This window comes from Intrasporangium sp. Soil_C_50 (genome assembly GCF_057656595.1).
Map to the genome: position 1 here is coordinate 1,424,320 of NZ_JBDGKB010000001.1, position 21,470 is coordinate 1,445,789.

A 21,470-nucleotide genomic window follows, 5' to 3' on the forward strand; every position below is an offset into this window, starting at 1 on the left:
CTCTCGACGGTTGGGGGCGTCAGGAGAAGACGGCGAAGAGGTGCACGACCGCGCCGACGGCGAGGACCGAGCCGGCCCCCGCGCCCACCTGCCCGCGCAGCGTCATCATCGCCGGCTCGAGCGCGAGCACGCGGCGGAAGGACCACGACACCGTCCCCACGGCCGCGCCGATGCCGAACGCGCCGGCGAGACCCACCTCGTCGACGCGCGTCGACACGAGCATCGCGACGGCCGAGGCGGCCACCAGCGCCACGAGACCCAGGGCCGGGGCGGCGGCCCGCACGGAGGTCACGGCGTCGGCGAGCAGGGCGGCGGCGACCGCCGCCATCGCCACCACGGCGACCGCACGACCACGACCGGCGTCGGCCGCGACGACGGCCGTCGTGCCCGAGGCGATGACCGCCAGGCCCCCGAAGGAGGACAGGAGCGTCAGGACGAGGCCCTCACGCCCGGTGCGTCGCAGCAGCTGTGCCGTGAACGACAGGAGGATGCCGAACGCCACGGCCGCGGCGACCCATCGCAGGTCGTCGCGCACGGCGCTCAGCACCACCGCCACCGCCGAGAGTGCGAGGACCACCGAGGTGGCGTCGGGGGTCGCCGAGCCGGACAGCACCGGCCAGCCCCACGCCAGGACGAGCGCGAGCACGAGGGTGATGCCGAGGGTGGGGCCGTAGCCCGCGGCGAACGCGGGGAGCAGCGCGAGCGAGCCGACCAGCGTCACCCCGACGGCGACCCAGCGGACCCGGTCGGCGCCGACCGGCGAGATCGGGACGTGCAGCGAGCCCTCGGACCGGCCGCCGGGGTCAGCGGAGGTGGGTCCGTCGGCCGGCTTGGCGGCCGTGGGGTCGTCGGGCACGGGGGCCATTGTGCATCACCCGCCGGCGAACGGGGGCAGCACCTCGACCGTCGCTCCGGGCGCGACGGGGACCTCGCGGCCGACCTTGCGCCCGTCGAGCAGGAAGGTCGCGACACGGGCGACGCGCTCGAGGCCCGGGTGCGCGGCGACCGCGGCGTCGACCACCGCACCCACCGTGTCGCCGGACTGGACGTCGGAGTCCGCGCCGGCGGCGGCGCGCGCTGCCGCCCAGTACCGCACCGTCACCCCGGATGCCGCCTGCGCACCGGACGTGTCGGACGCGTTGGCAGGCCTCCCGCCGGGGGCGTCGGCGGGCGCCTGGGAGCTGTGGCTGGCGGTCATCGGACTCCGTCTCATCGTTCATGCCGTTCGGTCCGGGCCCGACCAGTCTCGCCTATCCTGCATGAGATGGCCCGCCTGCTGCTGCTCACCAACGCGCTCGCCCCGAGCGCCGAGGTACTGCCCGCGCTCGGGCTGCTCAGCCACACGGTCCGTATCCTGCCCGCCGAGGCCACGGCCCTCGTCGATGCACCGGACTGCGACGTCGTGCTCGTCGATGCCCGACGGGAGCTGGCGAGTGCCCGGTCGCTGTGCCGGGTGCTCCGCACCACCGGCATCGGCACCCCGCTCCTGGCCGTCCTCACCGAGGGCGGCCTTGCTGGTCTCACGGCCGAGTGGGGCCTCGACGACGTGATCCTCGACTCCGCCGGCCCGGCCGAGGTCGACGCCCGCCTGAGGCTCGCGATGACCAAGGGCCAGGACGACGACGCCGACCTCGACCTGCCGATCACCTCCGGCGAGCTCGTCATCGACGAGTCCAGCTACTCGGCCCGGTTCCGCGGGCAGCCGCTCGACCTCACGTACAAGGAGTTCGAGCTGCTCAAGTACCTCGCGCAGCACCCCGGACGCGTGTTCACCCGCGCCCAGCTGCTCCAGGAGGTCTGGGGCTACGACTACTACGGCGGCACGCGCACGGTCGACGTCCACGTGCGCCGGCTGCGCGCCAAGCTCGGCCCCGACCACGAGGCCCTCATCGGCACGGTCCGCAACGTCGGCTACCGCCTCGTGCCCGACCGCCCCGAGGCGCCGGCCTCGCAGACCGCCGACGCCTGAGCGCACCGCGCGTCGGGCTCTCGACGCGTCCTGGCACTACCCGACGAGTCCCGCTCCTTCTGGCGCGTCCGGCTCCCTGGCCCGGCCCGGACGCGGGCGTGGCCCGGATCCCCGCTGGGGAGTCCGGGCCACGCGTCGTGCGTCGTGCCTTGCTGCCGTCAGGGAGCCACGCTGATGCGCGTCGGCGGGAGGGGCGCGTAGTTCGCGTTCGCCGGCAGGGACAGGTAGTTCGCGAAGGCGTCGATGTCGAGCCCACCGAAGAACTTGGCCGTGCCGCCCTGGAAGGCGGGGAAGTTGTCGCCGCCGTCGGACAGGAAGTTGTTCGTGACGATGCGGTAGGACGCCGTCTTGCTGACCGGCGTGCCGTTGATCGCGACCGTACCGTCGACGACCTGCTGGGTCGCGGTGCTCCACGTGTACGTGAAGCCCTTGCTGATCTGGAGCATCTTCACCGAGGACGTACCCGCGTTCTTGCCGGTGCGCTGCTGGTTGAGGACGTCGTAGATCTGCTGGCCGGTGAGGTTCATCGACACGAGGTAGTTGTTGAACGGCTGGACGTTGAACGCCTCCTCGTAGGTGATGGCGCCGGGGGCCTCGCCGTACTTCGAGCTGGCGTAGGTGAGGTCGGTGCGGATGCCGCCGGGGTTCATGAAGGCGACGACCGGCGTCTGGCCGCCCGTGACGACCGACGGGTCGGCCAGCTGGGCGTCGGCGATGAGGTCACCGAGCGGGGACTCTCCGGCCGGGCTCTGGGTCCGGACGATGTCGGCCGAGATCGTGCCGATGACCTTGCTCGCGATGGCCTTGACGAGGTCCTTGTAGTGCGCGATGAGCTTCGTCTGGGCCGGGTCGGCGGCGACGGTGCGCGTCACGAGGTTGTTCGTGGAGTCGGCCTCGGTGGGGCGGACGATGTCGGACGTACGACGGTCGTAGGTGACCTCGGTGTCGTTGTAGAGACGGCCGAACGAGGAGGCCGACGTGACGAGGCGCGGGACGCCGTTGGAGTCCGGGATCGCGCACACGTACGGCTGGTGCGTGTGACCCGAGATGACCATGTCGATGGCCGGGTCGAGGTTCTTGACGATCGGGATGATCGGCGAGTCGGCCGACAGGCTGCCGCCGCCCTTGCAGGTGTAGTCGTAGGGCGTGTTGGCCGGCGGGGTGCCACCCTGGTGCACGAGCACGACGATGGCGTTGACGCCCTGCGCCTTCAGGACGGGCACGAGCGCGTTGGCGGTCTCGACCTCGTCGTTGAACTGCAGGCCCGCGACGCCGGAGGCGGTGACGATGGTCGGCGTGTCCTTGAGGGTCATGCCGATGAAGCCGATCTTGGCGCCGTTGAAGTTCTTGACCCAGTACGGCGGCAGGATCGTCTTGCCCGTGGCCTTCTCGACGACGTTGGCCGCGAGGTACTGGAACTTCGCGCCCGTGAACGTGTGGTCGGGGCAGGAGTTCTGGTTGTTCGCGCCGGCGCCGTCGTCGATGCAGCCACCGTTCTGGAGGCGCTGGAGCTCCTTGTAGCCCTCGTCGAACTCGTGGTTGCCGACGGAGGTGGCCTCGAGGCCGAGGGAGTTGAGCGCCTCGACGGTCGGCTCGTCGTGGAAGGCTGCCGACAGGAGCGGGGAGGCCCCGACCATGTCGCCGGCGGCGACCGTGACGGTCTTGTCGTGGCCCACGCGGGCGGCCTTGAGGTGCGTCGCGAGGTACTCGACGCCCCCGACGTCGGTGGTCTGCGTCGACGCGGGACCGGTCTGGAGCCGGCCGCTGGAGCCGCTCGGGGGCTCAAGGTTGCCGTGGAAGTCGTTGAACGACAGGATCTGGATCTTGAGCAGCGGACCCTGCGGGTTGCCCTTGCCGGGGTTGCCGGCGGGCGACGCGAGGGCCGGGGCCGCCAGGGCCGCGGCGCAGACACCTGCGACGGCGACACCCAGGGCGCGGCGAGTGGAACGAGACATCGTCTCCCCTTGTCTGGCTGTGACGTGGCGTGCCCGGGGGCACGCGACGGACTGTAGTGCGCGGGAGCCGCCCTCGGGGCCGTTGGCGCCCAACGCTTTGGGAACTGCGGCATTCGTCCCCGGCTCCGTCGTCGGGCCGCCCGGTGTGTGGTGGAATCGGCCCCATGACGGACCCGGCCGACCTCGACGTGACCGTCCACGACGCGTCCGACCCCCTGCAGGCTCCCGACGTCGCGGCGTCCCTCGCCGTCGCCGTCGACGCCGCGTCCGCCGACGGGTTCGAGCCGCTGTCGGAGCAGTTCCGGCTCGCGCTGCGCGCGGGATCCTCGGCGGGCGCCGTGGGCGTCCGGCACATCGTGGCCCGCGAGGACGGACGCGTCGTCGGCTACGCGCAGGTGCGCGACGGCGCGGCGGGCGAGCCGCCGTCGGCCGAGCTCGTCGTCGCGCCGGCGGCCCGGCGCCACGGCGTCGGCACCCTCCTGCTCAGCGCGCTCCCGCCCGACGTGCGGGTGTGGAGCCACGCGTCGGGTCCGGCGGGCGAGGCCGCGGTCGCTTTCGCGACGGCCCGCGGCCTGCACCCCGTGCGCTCGCTGCACGTCATGGGTCGCTCGCTCGCCGAGGGGCCCCGCTGGCCCGCGGCGGTCGTGCCCGAGCGGTACACCGTGCGACGCTTCCAGCCCGGACGCGACGAGGACGCGTGGCTCGCCCTCAACGCCGCCGCCTTCGCCCACCACCCCGAGCAGGGCTCCCTGACCCGCGTCGACCTCGACCAGCGCACGGCCGAGCCGTGGTGGGACCCCGACGGGCTGCTGCTCGTCGTCGAGGCCGCCGACCCCGACCGACTCGTCGCCTCGCACTGGACCAAGGTCGACCCGCCGGACGGCGACGTCGGCGAGGTGTACGTCGTCGCCGTGTCCCCCGAGCACCAGGGCGAGGGACTCGGCCGGGCCGTCACCGTCCTCGGCCTGGACCACCTGCGCTCGCTCGGCCTGTCACGCGTCGTCCTCTACGTCGACGAGGAGAACACCGCGGCCGTGCGCACCTACCGTGGCCTCGGGTTCGAGGACGTCGAGGTGCACCGACAGTTCGCGCGCCCCTGACGCGTCGGCACCGTCGGGAGGAGGCCACGGGCGTTCCCCGCCCCGGCACGCGTGGGGTGCCCGACGGCTGGGACGAGTTCACCCGGGCGTGGCCGAACGGTGCCACGATGAACGCATGAGCACCGGCAGCCTCACCCCCACCGACGTCGCCGAGCAGGCCCCTGAGCAGGCCTCTGGGCAGGCCTCTGAGCAGGCCCACGAGCAGGTCGCGGAGGTCGCTCGCGAGGGGCAGGAGACCTTCGTCGAGGGCGCCGAGGTCAGCTCGTTCACCAGCACCGTCCACGCCCGCCGCATCCCGGCCCGGGCCGCCAACGGTCGCTTCGTCGGGGTGCCCACGACCGACGAGGCGCAGGACGAGCTGCCCGCGGACCGCTACCTCGAGCGCGAGCTGTCGTGGCTGCAGTTCAACGAGCGCGTGCTCCAGCTCGCGATGGACCCGGCTGTCCCGCTGCTCGAGCGCACCCGCTTCCTCGCGATCTTCGCCAACAACCTCGACGAGCACTTCATGGTGCGCGTCGCCGGCCTCAAGCGCCGCATCGCCACCGGCCTGGCCGTGCGCACGGCCGCCGGGCTCGAGCCGCGCGAGCTCCTCGAACGGATCGCACGCCTCGCGCACGAGCTGATGCTCCAGCACGCGGCCGTCTTCCAGCACGAGGTGCGCCCCGAGCTCGAGGAGCAGGGCATCACCATCGTCCGCTGGGACGAGCTCGACGAGGAGGAGCGCGAGCCGCTGCACTTCTTCTTCGCCGACCGCGTCTTCCCGGTCCTGACGCCGCTCGCCGTCGACCCCGCACACCCGTTCCCCTACATCTCCGGGCTGTCGCTCAACCTCGCTGTCCTCCTGCAGAACCCGAAGACCGGGTCCGAGCACTTCGCGCGGGTCAAGGTGCCGCCGAGCCTGCCGCGGTTCATCCTCGTCGAGGAGGACATCGACTCCGAGGTCGAGCGCAAGCGGTTCGTGCCGCTCGAGGACGTCATCGCCAGCCACCTCGACCAGCTCTTCCCCGGGATGCTCGTGCAGGAGCACTTCTCCTTCCGCGTCACCCGCAACGAGGACCTCGAGGTCGAGGAGGACGACGCCGAGAACCTCCTCACCGCGCTCGAGAAGGAGCTGACGCGTCGACGGTTCGGGCCGCCGATCCGCCTCGAGGTCGAGGAGGACATCGACCCCAAGGTCCTCGACATGCTCAGTCGCGAGCTGCAGATCAGCGACCGCGAGATCTACCGGCTGCCGACGCCGCTCGACCTACGCGGCCTGTTCACCATCGCCGACGTCGATCGCAGCGACCTCGAGTTCCCGAAGTTCTTCCCGCGCACCCACCCGGACTTCGCCCCGACCGAGAGCGCCAAGGCCATCGACCTGCTCGCGGCGGTGCGCCAGAAGGACGTCCTCGTCCAGCACCCGTACCACTCGTTCTCGACGTCGGTGCAGGCCTTCATCGAGCAGGCCGCGAACGACCCGAAGGTCCTCGCGATCAAGCAGACGCTCTACCGCACGTCGGGCGACTCCCCCATCATCGACGCCCTCATCGACGCCGCCGAGGCCGGCAAGCAGGTGCTGGCCGTCGTCGAGATCAAGGCCCGCTTCGACGAGGTCAACAACATCAGCTGGGCCCGCAAGCTGGAGGAGGCGGGCGTGCACGTCGTCTACGGCGTCGTCGGCCTCAAGACCCACGCCAAGCTGTGCCTCGTCGTGCGCCAGGAGCCCGAGGGGCTCGTGCGCTACTGCCACATCGGCACCGGCAACTACAACCCGAAGACGGCCCGCGTCTACGAGGACTTCGGCCTCTTCACCACCGACCCGCAGGTCGGCGAGGACCTCTCGCGCCTCTTCAACCTGCTCTCCGGCTTCGCGCCGCGCAGCAAGTTCAAGCGCCTGCTCGTCGCGCCGCGCACCGTGCGCTCCGGGCTCGTCGACCTCGTCGAGCAGGAGATCGAGATCCACCGCTCACGTGGCGAGGACGCCCGGCCGGGCCGCATCGTCATCAAGGCGAACGCCATGGTCGACGAGGCCCTCATCGACGCGCTCTACCGGGCGAGCATGGCCGGGGTCCGCGTCGACGTGTGGGTCCGCGGCATCTGCGCCCTGCGCCCCGGGGTCGAGGGGCTCTCGGAGACGATCCGGGTGCGCTCCATCCTCGGTCGGTTCCTCGAGCACTCACGCGTCTTCTGGTTCGACCACGGCGGCGACCCGCAGGTCTACATCGGCAGCGCCGACATGATGCACCGCAACCTCGACCGACGCGTCGAGGCGATCGTGCGCATCACCGACCCCGGCCACGTGATCGAGCTCGCCGACCTCATCGACCTCGCGTTCGCCGAGACGACCTCGCGCTGGGACCTCGGGTCGGACGGCCGCTGGGTGCGCCACCACCAGAACGAGGAGGGCGAACCCCTCGACGACCTCCAGGCCACCCTCATCGAGCGGCACGACAAGCGTCGACGCAAGGCGCGGCGACGCTGACGACGCCGCGGGTCCGTGCCGTGCCTGCCCCCGTGGGCCCGACGCGTCTGGCAGGCTGACGCGGGTGGCCTCCGTGATCCCCGCCGCCGGCACCCTGCCGTGGCGCCGCGCCGATGGTCAGGTCGAGGTCGCGCTCGTGCACCGGCCGAAGTACGACGACTGGAGCTGGGCCAAGGGCAAGCTCGACCCGGGCGAGCACCCGTGCGTCGCGGCGGTGCGCGAGACCTTCGAGGAGACCGGGCTCGTGGTGCGCCTCGGGCCCTCGCTGCCGACGGCCGAGTACGCCGTGCTCGACCCGACGGGCGGGCCCGCGACCAAGCAGGTGCACTACTGGGCGGCCGAGGTCACCGGCGGTGACGGGCACCTGCTCCACGAGATCGACGAGGTGGCCTGGGTCGACGTGCCCACAGCGCATAGCCGGCTCGACTACGCCCGCGACCGCGACCAGCTGCTCGCCCTCGTGCGCCTCGACCGCGCCGAGCAGCTCGCGACGTGGCCGCTCGCGCTCGTGCGCCACACCAAGGCCCGACCACGCAGCCGGTGGGCCTCCGACGACCGCGACCGCCCGCTCGACGCCGTGGGGCGGGCCCAGGCCCTCGACGTCGCCGCCGTCCTCGGCGCCTACGGGGTGCGCCGCGTCGTCAGCTCCTCGAGCGCGCGCTGCGTCGAGACCGTCGAGCCGTACGCGGCTCGGGCCGGCCTGCGGTTGCGCACCCGCGACTCGCTCTCGGAGGAGGGTTTCGAGGACGACCCGTCGGGGGCCTGCCACGAGCTGGACAAGCTGCTGCGCAAGGCCCGGCCGGCGGCGCTCTGCAGCCACGGCCCCGTGCTGCCCACCCTCCTCGCGCGCCTCGCCGAGGCCGTCGACGCGACGAGCCCCGACGCCGACCTCATGCGTCAGCACCTCGCCGAGGCCGGCGCCAAGTCCATGCACAAGGGCGAGGTGCTCGTGTGCCATGTCGCCGGAGCCGGACCGGACGCGCGGGTCGTCGACGTCGAGCGCATCGACACCTGACGTCGGCTCCGCGGGCCACGCCCAGGGCACCGCCATCGCTGCTGACGCCCGGCCGAACCCTCCATCGTCGGCGGGCGCGGGCCGTCCCGCATCCCGAGGCGACCGCCGCCCCCAAGACGTCGCCCCTCGTTCACCCGGAGTTAACCGGACGTGGGGGAACGGACACCCTGCAGACCTACCTTCGCGGTGGATGAAACGTCATTCACCGTCGGACGGCAGCGCCCGCCCGGCCACCAAGACCGTCCCATCGAGAGGGATCACACTCGTGTCTGTTTCGCGTATCAGCGCCCTCGGCGCCATCGCCCTGTCCGGGGCCCTTGCGCTCTCGGCCTGCGCGTCCGAGAACAACGGTGCCGCTCCCGGCGCCGGTTCGACCGGTGCAGCCGGCGGCTCGACCGCCTCCGGCGACTGCTTCAGCGGCGACCTCAAGGCGGAGGGCTCCTCGGCCCAGAAGAACGCCATCGACGAGGCGATCAAGGCCTACCAGAGCGCCTGCGCCGACGCCAACATCGACTACCAGCCCACCGGCTCCGGTGCCGGCATCAAGCAGTTCATCGCCAAGCAGGTCGACTTCGCCGGCTCCGACTCGTCGCTCAAGACCGAGCCGAAGGACGGCGTCGTCGAGGCCGACGCGGCCAAGCAGGCCTGCGGCTCCGAGGCCTGGAACCTGCCGATGGTCACCGGCCCGATCGCGATCGCCTACAACGTCAAGGGCGTCGACAAGCTCGTCCTCAACGCCGACGTCGCCGCGAAGATCTTCGACGGCAAGATCACGGCCTGGAACGACCCGGCCATCGCCGCGCTCAACAAGGGCGTCACGCTCCCGTCGACCCCGATCAAGGTCTACTTCCGCTCCGACGAGTCGGGCACGACCGAGAACTTCACCAAGTACCTCAAGGCCGCCGCGCCCGAGGCCTGGAGCTACGACCCGGGCAAGAAGTGGACCGGCAAGGGCGAGGGCAAGGAGAAGTCGGCCGGCGTCGCCACCGCGACGAAGGGCCAGGACGGCGCCATCACCTACGTCGAGCTGTCCTACGCCCAGCAGAACCAGCTGCCGATGGCCCAGATCGACACCGGCTCCGGCCCGGTCGAGCTGACCGCCGAGTCGGCCGGCAAGACGATCGCCACCGCCAAGCAGACCGGCACCGGCAACAACCTCGCGCTCAAGATCGACTACGCGACGAAGGAGGCCGGGGCCTACCCGATCGTCCTCGTCACCTACGAGGTCGTCTGCTCGAAGTACGCCGACGCCGAGACGGGCAAGAAGGTCAAGGCCTTCCTCAAGACCTTCGCCTCCGACGCGGTCCAGAAGGACCTCGAGACGAAGGGCTACGCGCCGCTGCCCGCCGAGGTCTCGGCCAAGGTCAAGACGGCTGTCGACGCCATCGCCTGACCCACCGGACCGCACAGGGGCGGACGCCGCACGCGGCGTCCGCCCCTGACCCGGTTACCAGCATCGGTGCCACCATCGGCACCAGGCACCACCCGATAGACCCCGAGCAGGAAGGCCCCACATGTCGAGCGTGACGGGCGTATCCGCCACAGACGAGATGCCAGGCCCCGACGGGCGAGCCCCCCTCGAGGCGGACCGAGCCTCCACCGGACGCCTCGGTGACCGCGTCTTCGGCGGCGCCGCGACGCTGTCCGGCTTCATCGTCATCGCCATCGTGACCCTCATCGCGGTGTTCCTCGTCGTCCAGGCCGTCCCGGCCCTGGTCAACAACAACGCGAGCTTCCTGACGAGCCGCGTCTGGGCGCCGGGCGGCGACAAGCCCGCCTTCGGCATCCTCGAGTTCCTCTGGACCACGGTCGCCGCCTCGACGATCGCGATGTGCATCGCGGTGCCCGTCGGCGTGGCCGTGGCCCTGTTCCTGACGCAGTACTCGCCGGCCTGGCTGCGCCGGCCCGCGGCGACGCTCGTCGACCTGCTGGCCGCGGTGCCCTCGATCGTCTACGGCCTCTGGGGCCTCATCGTGTTCTTCCCGGTGTGGAAGCCCGTGCAGACGTGGATCGAGAGCGCCCTCGGCTGGTTCCCCCTCTTCTCGCCGACCGGCATCTCCGGCGGCACGATCTTCTTCATCGGCATCGTCCTGTCGATCATGGTCCTGCCCATCGTCACGGCCCTCTCGCGCGAGGTCTTCGCCCAGACGCCGGTCACGCACAAGGAGGGCGCGCTCGCCCTCGGCGCGACCCAGTGGGAGATGATCCGCACCGCGGTGCTGCCCTTCGGGCGCCCCGGCGTCATCTCGGCCGCGATGCTCGCCCTGGGCCGTGCGCTCGGCGAGACCATCGCCGTGACCTTCCTCGTGTCGGCGCTGGCCGACGGCACCGACTGGACCTTCTCGCTCTTCAACGGCGGCGAGACGTTCGCCTCGAAGATCGCCAACAACGCCGCCGAGTTCAGCAACCCGAGCAAGACCGGCGCGTACATCGCGGCCGGTCTCGTGCTGTTCGTGCTGACCTTCGTCGTCAACAGCATCGCCCGCGTCGTCATCGAGCGCAGGAAGGCCTTCAGCGAATGAGTACGGTGACCGAGAACCGCGGCCCCGTCGACGGTGCCGACACCGACACCACCCCGCCCGGGGGCAAGCGCGGCCGCGAGGCCCTGCGCGAGATGAGCAACCCGCACCGGGCCCGCGCCGTCAAGGACGGGGTGGCCCGGGTCGTCATGTGGGGCGCCTTCCTGCTCGCCATGGTGCCGCTCGTGTGGATCCTCGGCACGGTCGTCATCAAGGGTGCGCACATGCTCACCACGTCGGTGTGGTGGACCGGCAACCAGCGCAACATCAACTCCGACGACGTCGGCGGCGGCGCGCGTCACGCCATCGAGGGCACCCTGGAGATGGTCGGCTTCACCGCGCTCATCGCCGTGCCGATCGGCATCCTCACCGCCGTCTACCTCGTCGAGTACGGCCGCGGCTGGTTCGCGCGCATGATCAGCTTCACCGTCGACATCCTCTCGGGCATCCCCTCGATCGTCGCGGCCCTGTTCATCTACGCCGTCTGGGTCACGACCTTCGGGATCGACCGCTCGGGCGTCGCCGCCTCGCTCGCCCTGGTGCTGCTCATGATCCCGGTGATCGTGCGCTCCACCGAGGAGATGCTCAAGCTCGTCCCGAACGAGCTGCGCGAGGCGTCGTACGCGCTGGGCGTGCCCAAGTGGGTCACGGTCGTGCGGGTCGTGCTCCGCACCGCGTTCTCCGGCATCGTCACCGGCGTCCTGCTCGGTGTCGCCCGTGTCATGGGCGAGACGGCCCCGCTGCTGATCCTCGCCCCGTACACCAAGAACTTCCAGCGCGACCTGTTCAACGGCAACTTCCCCACCCTGCCCATGATGATCAACCAGGACCGTGGCGACCTCGCCCTCGCCCCCGCGGCTGAGCGGATGTGGGGCACGGCCCTGACGCTGATCCTCCTCGTCCTGATGCTCAACGTCATCGGCCGGCTCATCGCGCACTTCGGCTCGGTCAAGAAGTAAGAGAAAGCGAATCCCCTGACATGGCAAAGCGAATCGACGTCAGCGACCTCAACGTCTACTACGGCGGCTTCAAGGCCGTCGAGGGCGTCTCGATGACGGTCGAGCCCCGGTCCGTCACGGCGTTCATCGGCCCCTCGGGCTGCGGCAAGTCGACCTTCCTGCGCACCCTCAACCGGATGCACGAGGTGATCCCCGGCGGACGCGTCGAGGGCAAGGTCATGCTCGACGACCAGGACCTCTACGCCTCGTCGATGGACCCCGTGGCGGTGCGTCGCACCGTCGGCATGGTGTTCCAGCGCCCCAACCCGTTCCCGACGATGTCGATCTACGACAACGTCGCGGCCGGCCTGCGTCTCAACGGCGTGAGGAACAAGAAGACCCTCGACGGCATCGTCGAGAGCTCGCTCAAGGGCGCCAACCTCTGGAACGAGGTCAAGGACCGTCTGGGCAAGCCCGGCGCGGGCCTCTCCGGCGGCCAGCAACAGCGTCTCTGCATCGCCCGCGCCATCGCCGTGCAGCCGCAGGTGCTGCTCATGGACGAGCCGTGCTCGGCGCTCGACCCGATCTCGACGCTCGCCATCGAGGACCTCATCAACGACCTCAAGAGCGACTACACGATCGTCATCGTCACGCACAACATGCAGCAGGCGGCGCGCGTCTCGGACCGCACGGCCTTCTTCAACCTCAAGGCGACGGGCGAGCCGGGTCGACTCATCGAGATCGACGACACGACCCGGATCTTCAACAACCCGACCGAGCAGGCCACCGAGGACTACATCTCCGGCCGCTTCGGCTGAGCCCTCCCCCGGAAATCGACAGAGCGGTTCGTGCCCCTGCAATCGAAAGAGCAGTCCGTCCCCGTCTCGCCGTGAGGTGACCTCACGTCGGCCCGGGACGGACTGCTCTTTCGATTGCTCTGTTGGGGTGGTCAGCGGAAGATCGCGGTGGCGTACCAGACGAGGACGGCTGCGAGCCCGGCACCGGGGAAGGTGAGGAACCACGCCCCGACGATGTTGCCGGCGACGTTCCAGCGGACGGCTCGCACGCTCTTGGTCGCGCCGACGCCCATGATCGCCGAGGTGATGGTGTGCGTCGTCGAGATGGGGGCCCCGAACGCGAGGCCGGCCACGTAGAGGATGGACGCGGCGGTCGTCTCGGCCGCGAAGCCCTGCGGGGGCCCGAGGTCGATGATGCGACGGCCGAGGGTGCGCATGATGCGCCAGCCGCCGGCGTACGTGCCGAGCGAGATGACGATGGCCGAGAGCACGAGCACCCACAGCGGGACCGTGGGGCCGGTGTGGTAGCCCGCGATCGTCAGGGCGAGCACGACGACACCGGCGGTCTTCGCGGCGTCCTGCAGGCCGTGGCCGAAGGCCATCGCGGCGGCCGAGGCCGTCTGGGCGAGGCGGAAGCCGCGGGTGACGCGTCCGGGGTTGGACCGGCGGAAGAGCCACAGGATCGCCGCCATGACGAGGTAGCCGACGACCAGGCCGATGATCGGCGACAGGACCATCGGGATGACGACCTTGCTCCAGATGACGGACCACTGGACCGCGACGCCCGCGACGAGAGCCGCCCCGGCGAGGCCGCCGATGAGGGCGTGCGAGGAGCTCGACGGCAGGCCGAACCACCACGTCAGCAGGTTCCAGCCGGTGGCGCCGACGAGGGCCGCGGCCACGAGCCAGAGACCGTTGACACCGGTGGGCTGGGCGATGATGCCGCTACCGATCGTCGCGGCCACCTTCTGTCCGAAGAACGCACCGAAGAGGTTGGCGACCGCGGCCATGACGAGCGCGACGCGCGGGGTCAGCGCGCGCGTCGAGACCGACGTCGCGATGGCGTTGGCGGCGTCGTGGAAGCCGTTGGTGTAGTTGAAGCCCATGGCGAGCGCGATGACCGCGACCACGCCGAAGAGGGGGACGGTGGTGTCCATCAGAGGGTCAGGACTCCTTGACCGCGATGCCTTCGACCACGTGCGCGACCTTCTCGAACGCGTCGGCCGCGTTCTCGAAGCCGTCGACGATGGCCTTGACCTTGATGATGGTGACCGGGTCGACGGAGTTGTTGAAGAGGTTCGCGACCATGGTGCGATGCAGCGAGTCGGCCTGGTTCTCGAGACGGTTGATCTCGATCCAGTAGCTCTTGAGGTCCTGCAGCGAGCGCAGGCGCGGCATCGCCTCGGCGGTGACCTCGGCCATCCGCGCGAGGATCTCGAACTGGTCCACGAGGCCCTCGGGGAACTCACCGACCCGGTAGAGCACGATGAGGTCGGCGGTCTCCTCGATGAGGTCCATGCAGTCGTCGAGCGACGCGGCGAGGTTGTGGATGTCCTCGCGGTCGAAGGGCGTGATGAACGAGCTGTTCACCTTGTTGATGAGCTCGTGCGTCGCGTCGTCGGCGGAGTGCTCGAGCTCCTTGAGCCGGTCGGCGACCTCCTGGCGCTTCGCCGGTTCGACCTCGAGGAAGCGGGTCAGCTCCCGGGTCGCCTCGACGAGGAGTTGTGCCGAAGAGGTGAAGAGGGAGAAAAAGCTCGTGTCCTGGGGTGTGAGGCGAAAACCCACGGGGGTGCTCCGGTCGAATCGGGGGCTGGTCCGGGGACGATGCTACGGGCAACGGCGACAAGCGACGCAATCGAGGCTCCACCGGACGTTCACCCTGTGTTCGGACGCCCGACGCTCCCCTACCCGCGGGTAGCGGCGTGTGGCCCGGCCGGACAGGCACCGCGAGCGCCCGGGGGACGGGTCAGTCGTCCTGCCGAGCGGCCGCGTCGCCGACGACCGAACCGGGCGCCTGGGGGATGCCGGGAAGCGAGTCCCCTGCTGCCGCAGCGGGATCCGGCGCCGAGGTGGCGTCGACGCAGGCGTCCTCACCGATGCCGAGAAGCTCGTCGACCTCAGCCGGGGTGAAGTGACGCGGGCTGCCCGAGGCGGCCACGACGAGGTCCGAGACGAGCTCGATCTCGTCCCTGAGGGCGACATCGAGCAGGTCTGAGGACCGCTCCTCCTCGGGCGTCATGCGCCCAGCGTAGAACCGGACGGCGCGCGCGGGGCGTGGAAGGCAGGGACGAGATGCAAGGGGTGCGGGTGGAGCCACACCGAGCATCATCACCCCGGGGCCGCGGGCCGCGAAATCGGGGTCCCGAGCGGGAGGACGAGCGTGACCACCGGTGTGAGTACCGGGGCGGCCACCCGCTGCGGCCGTGCCCGTCCGGCGGGTCGGCCGGAGCGGGTGTGACGTCGGGCCGGGAGCGCCTCTCGGCACTGGGCCGCTCGTAGCGGCGGATTTTGGGACCCGGGGCTACCGCGGCCCGACGCGGTTCAAGGATAGGCGCGTCCGCGGCGAAGTCCAAAGAAACCGCGTCGATCCGTGGACACCGCGACCGCATCTGCGACGGCATCGCGCTGCGACGTCACCGGCGACGTGACCAGTGACGGGCCCGCCTCTCGGTGCCCACGCGAGGCGGCTCAGTCGAGGGTGTCGGCCCGCCAGAGCCGAGCCCCGGCGGCGAGGTCCTCACCCATCGCCAGGACGTTGGCCGCCTGCTCGGCGCTCTCGTCGCCCGTACCGATGTCGGCCCGCCCGGCGGCCACGACGCGGCAGAACGCCGCAGCGCGCTCGAGGGCCACCGCGAGGTCGCCCTCGAAGACGCCGCGGAGGACCTCGTCGACGAGCCGGCTCATCTCCTGCGGGCCGGGCGGTTCGGCGGCCCCGGCGACGGCGTGGTTCGGGCCGGTGAAGCGGATGCCGGCGGCGTACTCGCGGCTGGCGTCGTCGGGGGCGCGTTGCACCCACTCGCGGAGCACGTAGAGCCGCCACAGGGCCCCGGGGAGACTGCGCGCCGGGCGCTGCGACCACAGCTCGGCGAGGGTGGACAGGCCGATGTCGTCGACGAGCGCGACGAGCTTGGTGGTGACGGCAGGGTCGGCGGCGGCGCGCCCGGCGTGGACGAGGGCGCGGGCGGTCTCGTGCGCGACGAGGATCGCCTCGGTCGGGTCGTAGGCCGGTCCGTGGGCCTCGAGCGCCGCGGGGCTGAAGAAGGCCGGGCGGCGCGGGTTGCTGCGGTGCTCGCCATCGCTCATCCCGGCAGGCTAACCCTCCTCGCCGACGGCGCGGTGGACGATCCGGCCGGTCGGCCCGGGCGGCTCACGGTCAGAACCACCCGGGCCTGGGCCGATTGGCCGAGCCGGCGTCGCCGAGGGGCCCTACACAGTGCCTACCCAAGTGGGGCGCACTCTGGTCACCCGGTCGTTGGAGCGGGAGGATCCGACGAAGACGACGCGCGCGGCGTCCGACCGGACCGGAGGTGGCCATGAGCATCAGGGTGGAGCCCGCGGACCTGCCACGGGCCCTCGGCGACTACGACTACGCGTTCCTCGTGGCGCAGGGCCGGGAGCGTCCGCACGTGCTGGCGGTGCGGGTCACGCCCGACCCGGAGCAGGTCGGGGTACTCGTCGTCGACCGGGTCGGGAGCACCGCCACGGGGATCGTCGCCGACCGGCCGACCGTGACGCTCGTCTTCCCGCCGCGCGACCCGGCGGGCCGCTCACTGATCGTCGACGGCGAGGTCGTCGGCACGGGCGAGGGGAGGCTGACCGTGGCACCTGGCGGTGCGGTGCTGCACCGCCCGGCCTGACCACGGCCCGCGTCGCCCTCCCCTCGCCCCGGGGCCCATGCTGCGCCTCAGGCGGTGGTGCGCCGGCGCAGGCTCTCGCCCTCGATGTCGACGTTCGGCAGCAGCCGGTCGAGCCAGCGCGGCAGCCACCAGGCCCGGTCGCCGAAGAACGACATGACGGCAGGCACCAGCGCGAGGCGCACGACGAACGCGTCGACGAGGACTCCGAAGGCGAGCGCGAAGCCCATCGACTTGATGATCGCGTCGTCGACGAACACGAAGCCGGCGAAGACGCTGATCATGATGAGGGCCGCCGCGACGACGACCCGCGCGCCATGACCGACGCCGGAGACGATCGCCTCCGGCGCCGACTCGCCGTGGACGAAGTCCTCGCGCATCCGCGACACGAGGAACACCTCGTAGTCCATGGCCAGGCCGAAGAGGATGCCGATGAGCAGGATCGGCAGGAAGCTGACGAGGGGGCCGGGGGTGTCGAGGCCGATGGCGTCCTTGAGCCAGCCCCACTGGAACACGGCCACGGTGGCACCGAACGTCGCCCCGACCGACAGGAGGAAGCCGACGGTCGCCTTGAGCGGCACGAGCACCGAGCGGAACACGAGGGCGAGCAGCACGAAGCTGAGCCCGACGACCACGAGCAGGTAGACCGGCAGGGCCGCGGACAGCTTGTCGGACACGTCGACGCCGATGGCCGTGACGCCGGTCAGCGAGATCTCCGCCCCGGTCGAGGTGGCGACGGGTGCGACGCCGGAGCGCAGGTCGCGGACTAGGTCGAAGGTGGCCTCGTCGCTCGGGCCGGACTTCGGGATGACGGCGAGGAGCGTCGTGCGGCCGTCGGCGCTCGTCTGGCCGGGCGCGACGGCGAGGACGTCGGGCGTCTTCTGGGCGATGCCGGCGGCCTGCTGCGCGGCGGCCCTGACCCCGGCGGCGTCGTCGCCGTGGACGACCATGACGAGGCGGCCGTTGAAGCCGGGGCCGAAGCCCTCGGCGACGAGGTCGTAGGCGACGCGCTTGCTCGAGCCGGTCGGGGCGGTGCCGTCGTCGGGCAGCGCCAGACGCATGCTCGCGGCGGGGATCGCCAGCGCGCCGAGGAGCACGACGCCGATGAGCAGCACGGGGCCGCGGCCCCTGACCACCCTTCGACCCCAGGCGAACCCGCGGTTGCTCGCGGCGTCCTCGGGGTCCGTCGCGGGGGCTCCGGCGCGGCGGGCCTTGCGCTGGCTCCGCGACAGGACGCGGTCGCCGGCAAAGCCGAGGATGGCCGGCAGGAGCGTCACCGCGACGACGACGGCGATCGCGACGGTGCCGGCGGCGGCCAGGCCCATCGCCGTGAGGAACGGGATGCCGACGACCGACAGGCCGGCCAGCGCGATGACCACGGTGAGGCCCGCGAACACGACGGCCGACCCGGCCGTGCCGACCGCGTGGCCCGCGGCCTCCTCGCGGTCCATGCCGACGGCGATGTCGTGCCGGTAGCGCGAGGTGATGAACAGGGAGTAGTCGATGCCGACGGCCAGGCCGAGCATGAGGGCGAGGATCGGCGTCGTGCTCGTGAGGTCGACGACGTGGCCGAGCAGCATGAGGCCGGCGACGCCGAGGCCGACGCCGACGAGCGCGTTGAGCATCGTCATGCCCGCGGCGACGAGCGAGCCGAAGGTGATGAGCAGGACGACGAGCGCGACGACGACTCCCAGGCCCTCGGTCGAACCGACCTCGGGCTCGGCGAGCAGCGGCTCACCACCGGAGGCCACGGTCCACCCGGCCGGGGCGCCGTGGCCCACGCGCTCGTACGCCGCGCGCTCGTCGGGGGTCAGCTTGTCGGCGCTCTGCTTGTACTGGACGGTGACGAGGGCGTACCGACCGTCGGGGCTGATCGCCTTGGTGTCGAACGGGCTCATCGCACCGAGGACGCCGGGCAGCTGGTTGGCCTTGGCCACGACCGCCTTGACGGCGGCCTGGCCGGCGGGCGTCGTGACCGTCTGACCCTCGGGCGCCCGGACGACGACGGTGCCGGCCGCACCGCTCGCCTGCGGGAACTCGGTGCTCAGGGCCTCGAGGGCGCGCTGCGACTCGGTGCCCGGGATGGTGACGTTCGACGTGGGCGGCGTTCCGGCAGCGACGAACCCGCCGACGACCGCCGCGAGCACGAGGGCGAACAGCGTCGCGACGATGCCGCGCCGGCGGAAGCTGAGGCGCCCGAGACGGTAGAGCAGGGTGGCCATGCGGGTCTCCAAGGAGGTCGTTCTGCGGGTGGGGCGCCGGCGTCGGTGGCGGGCCCCGAGTGTCGGGGTTCGTGCGGTGTGGTCGGTCAGGGAGGTCGGGTCAGAGGCGGACGGTGGTCAGGCTCTCCGGGTCGCGGTCGAACATCCGCGCCCCGAGTCGCAGCAGGGACCCGGACAGGGCCTCGTCGTCGACGTCCGGCAGCGAGAGGCACGCGGCGAGGAGGCCGGCGACGTAGGCGTGGGCGGCGACGCGTCGGTCGAGCGTGTCCTCGTCGGCGACGACCACCTCGGTCAGCTCGTCGGCCCACTCCTGCCCTCGGCCGACGACGGTGATCTCGTCGGCCATGTCCTCGAGACCGCGGAGCATGGCGATGGCGCTGCGGTGCTTCACGACGAGGGCGGCCGCGTGCTCGAGGGCGAAGGCGACGGCGTCCGTCGGTGGGAGCTCGGGCGCGCCGGCGCGGATGCGCTCGACGTCGACGACGAGCGGGTCGAGCAGCTCCTCGAGGATCGCTGTCTTCGTCTTGAAGTGGTAGAGGAGCGCGGCCTTCGAGCACCCGACCTCGTCGGCGATCATCTGCAGCGACGTGCCGCGGAAACCGATGCCGGCGAACATCCGCTGCGCGACGGCGACGATCTCGCGCCGGAGCGCGTCGCGAGGTGGCCTGCTCATGGTCACGATGGTGCACTGACCGATCGGTCAGCGTCAAACCGATCGGTCAGTCGCCGCCCGTTCGGTCAGGTCGGTCGTGCCGACCGGGTCCGCTCAGGCCACCTGCGGCGGCCAGGAGAACCCGACCCGCGCGCCTCCCCAATGAGACGACCCGATCTCGAGCCGGCCACCACGCCGCGACACTGCCTCCTCGACCATGCCGAGGCCGAGCCCCGTCTGCGACAGCTCGTCACCGAACGCGTCCGACGGGCTCACTTGTGCGGCAACGTAACCCGGCGCCATCTTCGCGAACCCGTTGACGCCGTCTCCGCCTGGCCCGTCGACCGGAGCCTGGGCGCCGGCGAGGACCGCCTGGCGGGTACCCGCCGAGAAGCCCGGGCCGGCGTCCGAGACACCGAGGGTGATCCAGCCGTCGAGCCCACGGGTCCCGAAGAGCTCGATCGTGTCACCGGGGCGGGTGTAGCGGATCGCGTTCTCCACGAGGGTGTCCAGGCATGCCCTCAGCCGCTCCGGCGAGCATCGCGACGTGCCCGCGCTGGCCGTGACGAGCCACTCGCGCTCGGCAACGGCGGCCCACGCGTTGCGGGTGCGCACCAGGAGCTCGTCGAGGTCGACGGCCTCGAGCTCGAAGTCCTGCTGCGCGAGCAGGCTGCGGACGAGCCGCTCGCAGACACGGGTCAGCCGCTTGAGCTCGTCGCTGACGATGGCCAGCTCGATGGCCGACTCGGTGCCGACATGCCGGTCCTCGAGCACCTCGATGTAGCCACGCGTGATGGTGAGCGGCGAGCGCATCTCGTGCGAGGTGCGGCGCGTCAGCAGCTCACGGGAGTGGGCCTCACGGCTCTCGCGTTCGTGCAGCGCGGTGAGCGCTGCGATGGCGTCCTGCCGACGCCGCACGTGCACGACCATGAGCGCCATGAGCAGGAGCATGAGCGGGATCTCGGCGGCCTCCTGCCAGTCGAGGACGTCCTCGAACACCCGCAGCAGGAGGATCGATCCCGTGATGACGGTGAAGATCGCGAGGCTGATCCACGTCGCGGCCGCGGTCCACACCTCGAGCCCGAAGCACAGCGCGAACGTCGCCCATGCGACGTGGTACGGCACGGTCTCGCTGCCGGGGACGGCCCACATCACCGCCGAGCAGACGAGCCCGACGACGACCCAGACCCAGAACGACCGACGCGCCACCACGGCCTCTGCCTCAGTCCTCGTAGAAGCAGTAGCCGACGCCACGGACGGTCTCCAGCGGCAGCTCCTGGCCGAGCTTGCTCCGGAGCCGGCCGACGCACACCTCGACCACGTTGCTGCCGGGGTCGAACCCGAGCCCCCACACGTCGTGGAGCAGCTCCTCGCGGCGGCACACCTGACCGCGTCGACGCATGAGGTGGGCGAGCAGGCTGAACTCCCTCTCGGTCAGCGTCACGCCGACGTCGTGGAAGCCGGCGCGACGCCGACCGAGGTCGAGCCGGACCCCGCCCGCTTCGAGCACCTGGTCATCGCGGGTCGGACGTACCTGGCCGACGTTGCGCCGTACCCGCGCGAGCAGCTCGGTGAGGCTGAACGGCTTGGCCACGACGTCGACGGCCCCGTTGTCGAGCGCCTGCACCCGGGCGCCCACGTCGGTGACGCCGGACAGCACGATGACCGGAGGCATGTCGGTGCGTTCCCTCATCGCCTTGAGCATGGACAGGCCGCTCGGGCCCGGCATGACGAGATCGAGCAGCACGAGGTCGACGCCCCCACCTTGGAGGCGGTCGAGCGCGGCATTGGCGGTGGCCGCCGTCACGACCGAATGCCCTTCCGACGAGAGTGATCTCGCCAGCAGTCCCCGAATGCGTTCTTCGTCGTCGACGACCATGACTGTGGCCATCTTGGCCCCCCCCTTGACGTCCCCCGTACTGACAAGTCAGAACAGTTCAGCACCTGTGAGCTTCCTGATGGGGCGATGTCCGATATGTCGCCCC

Annotated in this window: 20 protein-coding genes; 9 read left to right on the top strand and 11 right to left on the bottom strand. The window is 71.4% G+C overall.

What is annotated here, in order from left to right; genetic code table 11:
• Positions 1 to 19: 19 nt before the first annotated feature.
• On the bottom strand, positions 20 to 865 hold the full coding sequence (locus AC3A5R_RS06740) for a hypothetical protein (RefSeq protein WP_487619956.1): 846 nt from the start codon (positions 863 to 865) through the stop codon (positions 20 to 22).
• Positions 866 to 871: 6 nt separating this feature from the next.
• Positions 872 to 1,198, bottom strand: coding sequence for a MoaD/ThiS family protein (locus AC3A5R_RS06745; RefSeq protein WP_487619957.1), 327 nt, complete (start codon positions 1,196 to 1,198; stop codon positions 872 to 874).
• 66 nt (positions 1,199 to 1,264) lie between these two features.
• Between AC3A5R_RS06745 and AC3A5R_RS06750 the strand changes: the two genes are divergently transcribed.
• The gene (locus AC3A5R_RS06750; protein ID WP_487619958.1) at positions 1,265 to 1,969 is read left to right on the top strand and encodes a response regulator transcription factor; all 705 of its coding nucleotides are present in this window, start codon (positions 1,265 to 1,267) and stop codon (positions 1,967 to 1,969) included.
• Between the two features lie 158 nt (positions 1,970 to 2,127).
• Here the strand turns inward: AC3A5R_RS06750 and AC3A5R_RS06755 are convergent, their stop codons facing one another.
• A complete protein-coding gene (locus AC3A5R_RS06755) occupies positions 2,128 to 3,924 on the bottom strand; it encodes a bifunctional metallophosphatase/5'-nucleotidase (protein ID WP_487619959.1) in 1,797 nt (598 codons plus the stop codon).
• A 164-nt stretch (positions 3,925 to 4,088) separates the two neighbouring features.
• Here AC3A5R_RS06755 and mshD point away from each other — a divergent pair, with 164 nt between their 5' ends.
• From mshD to pstB, 7 genes are all read left to right on the top strand, one after another.
• Positions 4,089 to 5,024 (top strand): mycothiol synthase, encoded by a 936-nt coding sequence (gene mshD, locus AC3A5R_RS06760; protein WP_487619960.1) that lies wholly within the window; start codon positions 4,089 to 4,091, stop codon positions 5,022 to 5,024.
• Positions 5,025 to 5,139: 115 nt separating this feature from the next.
• Complete coding sequence (locus AC3A5R_RS06765; RefSeq protein WP_487619961.1) at positions 5,140 to 7,488, top strand: RNA degradosome polyphosphate kinase; 2,349 nt, start codon at positions 5,140 to 5,142, stop codon at positions 7,486 to 7,488.
• Between the two features lie 64 nt (positions 7,489 to 7,552).
• Positions 7,553 to 8,503 carry an NUDIX hydrolase gene (locus tag AC3A5R_RS06770; protein ID WP_487619962.1) on the top strand — a complete coding sequence of 317 codons (951 nt, stop codon included), beginning with the start codon at positions 7,553 to 7,555 and terminating at the stop codon, positions 8,501 to 8,503.
• Between the two features lie 265 nt (positions 8,504 to 8,768).
• Positions 8,769 to 9,896 carry a phosphate ABC transporter substrate-binding protein PstS gene (pstS, locus tag AC3A5R_RS06775; RefSeq protein ID WP_487619963.1) on the top strand — a complete coding sequence of 376 codons (1,128 nt, stop codon included), beginning with the start codon at positions 8,769 to 8,771 and terminating at the stop codon, positions 9,894 to 9,896.
• Positions 9,897 to 10,017: 121 nt separating this feature from the next.
• A complete protein-coding gene (gene pstC / locus AC3A5R_RS06780; RefSeq protein WP_487619964.1) occupies positions 10,018 to 11,025 on the top strand; it encodes a phosphate ABC transporter permease subunit PstC in 1,008 nt (335 codons plus the stop codon).
• Positions 11,022 to 11,981, top strand: coding sequence for a phosphate ABC transporter permease PstA (pstA, locus tag AC3A5R_RS06785; RefSeq protein ID WP_487619965.1), 960 nt, complete (start codon positions 11,022 to 11,024; stop codon positions 11,979 to 11,981). Before pstC ends, pstA begins: the two co-directional genes overlap by 4 nt.
• 20 nt (positions 11,982 to 12,001) lie before the next feature.
• Positions 12,002 to 12,778: a phosphate ABC transporter ATP-binding protein PstB gene (gene pstB, locus AC3A5R_RS06790; RefSeq protein ID WP_487619966.1), complete on the top strand. Its 777-nt coding sequence runs from the start codon at positions 12,002 to 12,004 to the stop codon at positions 12,776 to 12,778.
• A 131-nt stretch (positions 12,779 to 12,909) separates the two neighbouring features.
• Here the strand turns inward: pstB and AC3A5R_RS06795 are convergent, their stop codons facing one another.
• From AC3A5R_RS06795 to AC3A5R_RS06810, 4 genes are all read right to left on the bottom strand, one after another.
• The gene (locus AC3A5R_RS06795) at positions 12,910 to 13,914 is read right to left on the bottom strand and encodes an anion permease (RefSeq protein ID WP_487619967.1); all 1,005 of its coding nucleotides are present in this window, start codon (positions 13,912 to 13,914) and stop codon (positions 12,910 to 12,912) included.
• A 7-nt stretch (positions 13,915 to 13,921) separates the two neighbouring features.
• Complete coding sequence (locus AC3A5R_RS06800; protein WP_487619968.1) at positions 13,922 to 14,542, bottom strand: DUF47 domain-containing protein; 621 nt, start codon at positions 14,540 to 14,542, stop codon at positions 13,922 to 13,924.
• Positions 14,543 to 14,723: 181 nt separating this feature from the next.
• Positions 14,724 to 14,996 carry a hypothetical protein gene (locus tag AC3A5R_RS06805; protein ID WP_487619969.1) on the bottom strand — a complete coding sequence of 91 codons (273 nt, stop codon included), beginning with the start codon at positions 14,994 to 14,996 and terminating at the stop codon, positions 14,724 to 14,726.
• Positions 14,997 to 15,445: 449 nt separating this feature from the next.
• A complete protein-coding gene (locus AC3A5R_RS06810; RefSeq protein ID WP_487619970.1) occupies positions 15,446 to 16,060 on the bottom strand; it encodes a hypothetical protein in 615 nt (204 codons plus the stop codon).
• A gap of 230 nt (positions 16,061 to 16,290) precedes the next feature.
• Here AC3A5R_RS06810 and AC3A5R_RS06815 point away from each other — a divergent pair, with 230 nt between their 5' ends.
• Entirely contained in the window at positions 16,291 to 16,614 is a 324-nt protein-coding gene (locus AC3A5R_RS06815) for a hypothetical protein (RefSeq protein WP_487619971.1), read from the top strand.
• Positions 16,615 to 16,661: 47 nt separating this feature from the next.
• On the opposite strand, the gene AC3A5R_RS06820 is transcribed toward AC3A5R_RS06815, so the two are convergent.
• The 4 genes from AC3A5R_RS06820 to AC3A5R_RS06835 form a co-directional block, all read right to left on the bottom strand.
• Positions 16,662 to 18,833: an MMPL family transporter gene (locus AC3A5R_RS06820; RefSeq protein ID WP_487619972.1), complete on the bottom strand. Its 2,172-nt coding sequence runs from the start codon at positions 18,831 to 18,833 to the stop codon at positions 16,662 to 16,664.
• Positions 18,834 to 18,933: 100 nt separating this feature from the next.
• On the bottom strand, positions 18,934 to 19,506 hold the full coding sequence (locus tag AC3A5R_RS06825; RefSeq protein WP_487619973.1) for a TetR/AcrR family transcriptional regulator: 573 nt from the start codon (positions 19,504 to 19,506) through the stop codon (positions 18,934 to 18,936).
• Positions 19,507 to 19,599: 93 nt separating this feature from the next.
• On the bottom strand, positions 19,600 to 20,697 hold the full coding sequence (locus AC3A5R_RS06830; protein ID WP_487619974.1) for a sensor histidine kinase: 1,098 nt from the start codon (positions 20,695 to 20,697) through the stop codon (positions 19,600 to 19,602).
• A 10-nt stretch (positions 20,698 to 20,707) separates the two neighbouring features.
• The gene (locus tag AC3A5R_RS06835; RefSeq protein ID WP_487619975.1) at positions 20,708 to 21,376 is read right to left on the bottom strand and encodes a response regulator transcription factor; all 669 of its coding nucleotides are present in this window, start codon (positions 21,374 to 21,376) and stop codon (positions 20,708 to 20,710) included.
• Between the last annotated feature and the right edge of the window lie 94 nt (positions 21,377 to 21,470).

Bases quoted from the DNA above. Each gene is read 5' to 3' on its own strand.
- AC3A5R_RS06755 (WP_487619959.1), bottom strand. From the start codon at position 3,924: ATGTCTCGTTCCACTCGCCGCGCCCTGGGTGTCGCCGTCGCAGGTGTC.
- pstA (WP_487619965.1), top strand. From the start codon at position 11,022: ATGAGTACGGTGACCGAGAACCGCGGCCCCGTCGACGGTGCCGACACC.
- AC3A5R_RS06740 (WP_487619956.1), bottom strand. From the start codon at position 865: ATGGCCCCCGTGCCCGACGACCCCACGGCCGCCAAGCCGGCCGACGGA.
- AC3A5R_RS06795 (WP_487619967.1), bottom strand. From the start codon at position 13,914: ATGGACACCACCGTCCCCCTCTTCGGCGTGGTCGCGGTCATCGCGCTC.
- AC3A5R_RS06835 (WP_487619975.1), bottom strand. From the start codon at position 21,376: ATGGCCACAGTCATGGTCGTCGACGACGAAGAACGCATTCGGGGACTG.
- AC3A5R_RS06765 (WP_487619961.1), top strand. From the start codon at position 5,140: ATGAGCACCGGCAGCCTCACCCCCACCGACGTCGCCGAGCAGGCCCCT.
- pstB (WP_487619966.1), top strand. From the start codon at position 12,002: ATGGCAAAGCGAATCGACGTCAGCGACCTCAACGTCTACTACGGCGGC.
- AC3A5R_RS06745 (WP_487619957.1), bottom strand. From the start codon at position 1,198: ATGACCGCCAGCCACAGCTCCCAGGCGCCCGCCGACGCCCCCGGCGGG.
- mshD (WP_487619960.1), top strand. From the start codon at position 4,089: ATGACGGACCCGGCCGACCTCGACGTGACCGTCCACGACGCGTCCGAC.
- AC3A5R_RS06825 (WP_487619973.1), bottom strand. From the start codon at position 19,506: ATGAGCAGGCCACCTCGCGACGCGCTCCGGCGCGAGATCGTCGCCGTC.
- AC3A5R_RS06750 (WP_487619958.1), top strand. From the start codon at position 1,265: ATGGCCCGCCTGCTGCTGCTCACCAACGCGCTCGCCCCGAGCGCCGAG.
- AC3A5R_RS06820 (WP_487619972.1), bottom strand. From the start codon at position 18,833: ATGGCCACCCTGCTCTACCGTCTCGGGCGCCTCAGCTTCCGCCGGCGC.
- pstC (WP_487619964.1), top strand. From the start codon at position 10,018: ATGTCGAGCGTGACGGGCGTATCCGCCACAGACGAGATGCCAGGCCCC.
- AC3A5R_RS06815 (WP_487619971.1), top strand. From the start codon at position 16,291: ATGAGCATCAGGGTGGAGCCCGCGGACCTGCCACGGGCCCTCGGCGAC.
- AC3A5R_RS06810 (WP_487619970.1), bottom strand. From the start codon at position 16,060: ATGAGCGATGGCGAGCACCGCAGCAACCCGCGCCGCCCGGCCTTCTTC.
- AC3A5R_RS06805 (WP_487619969.1), bottom strand. From the start codon at position 14,996: ATGACGCCCGAGGAGGAGCGGTCCTCAGACCTGCTCGATGTCGCCCTC.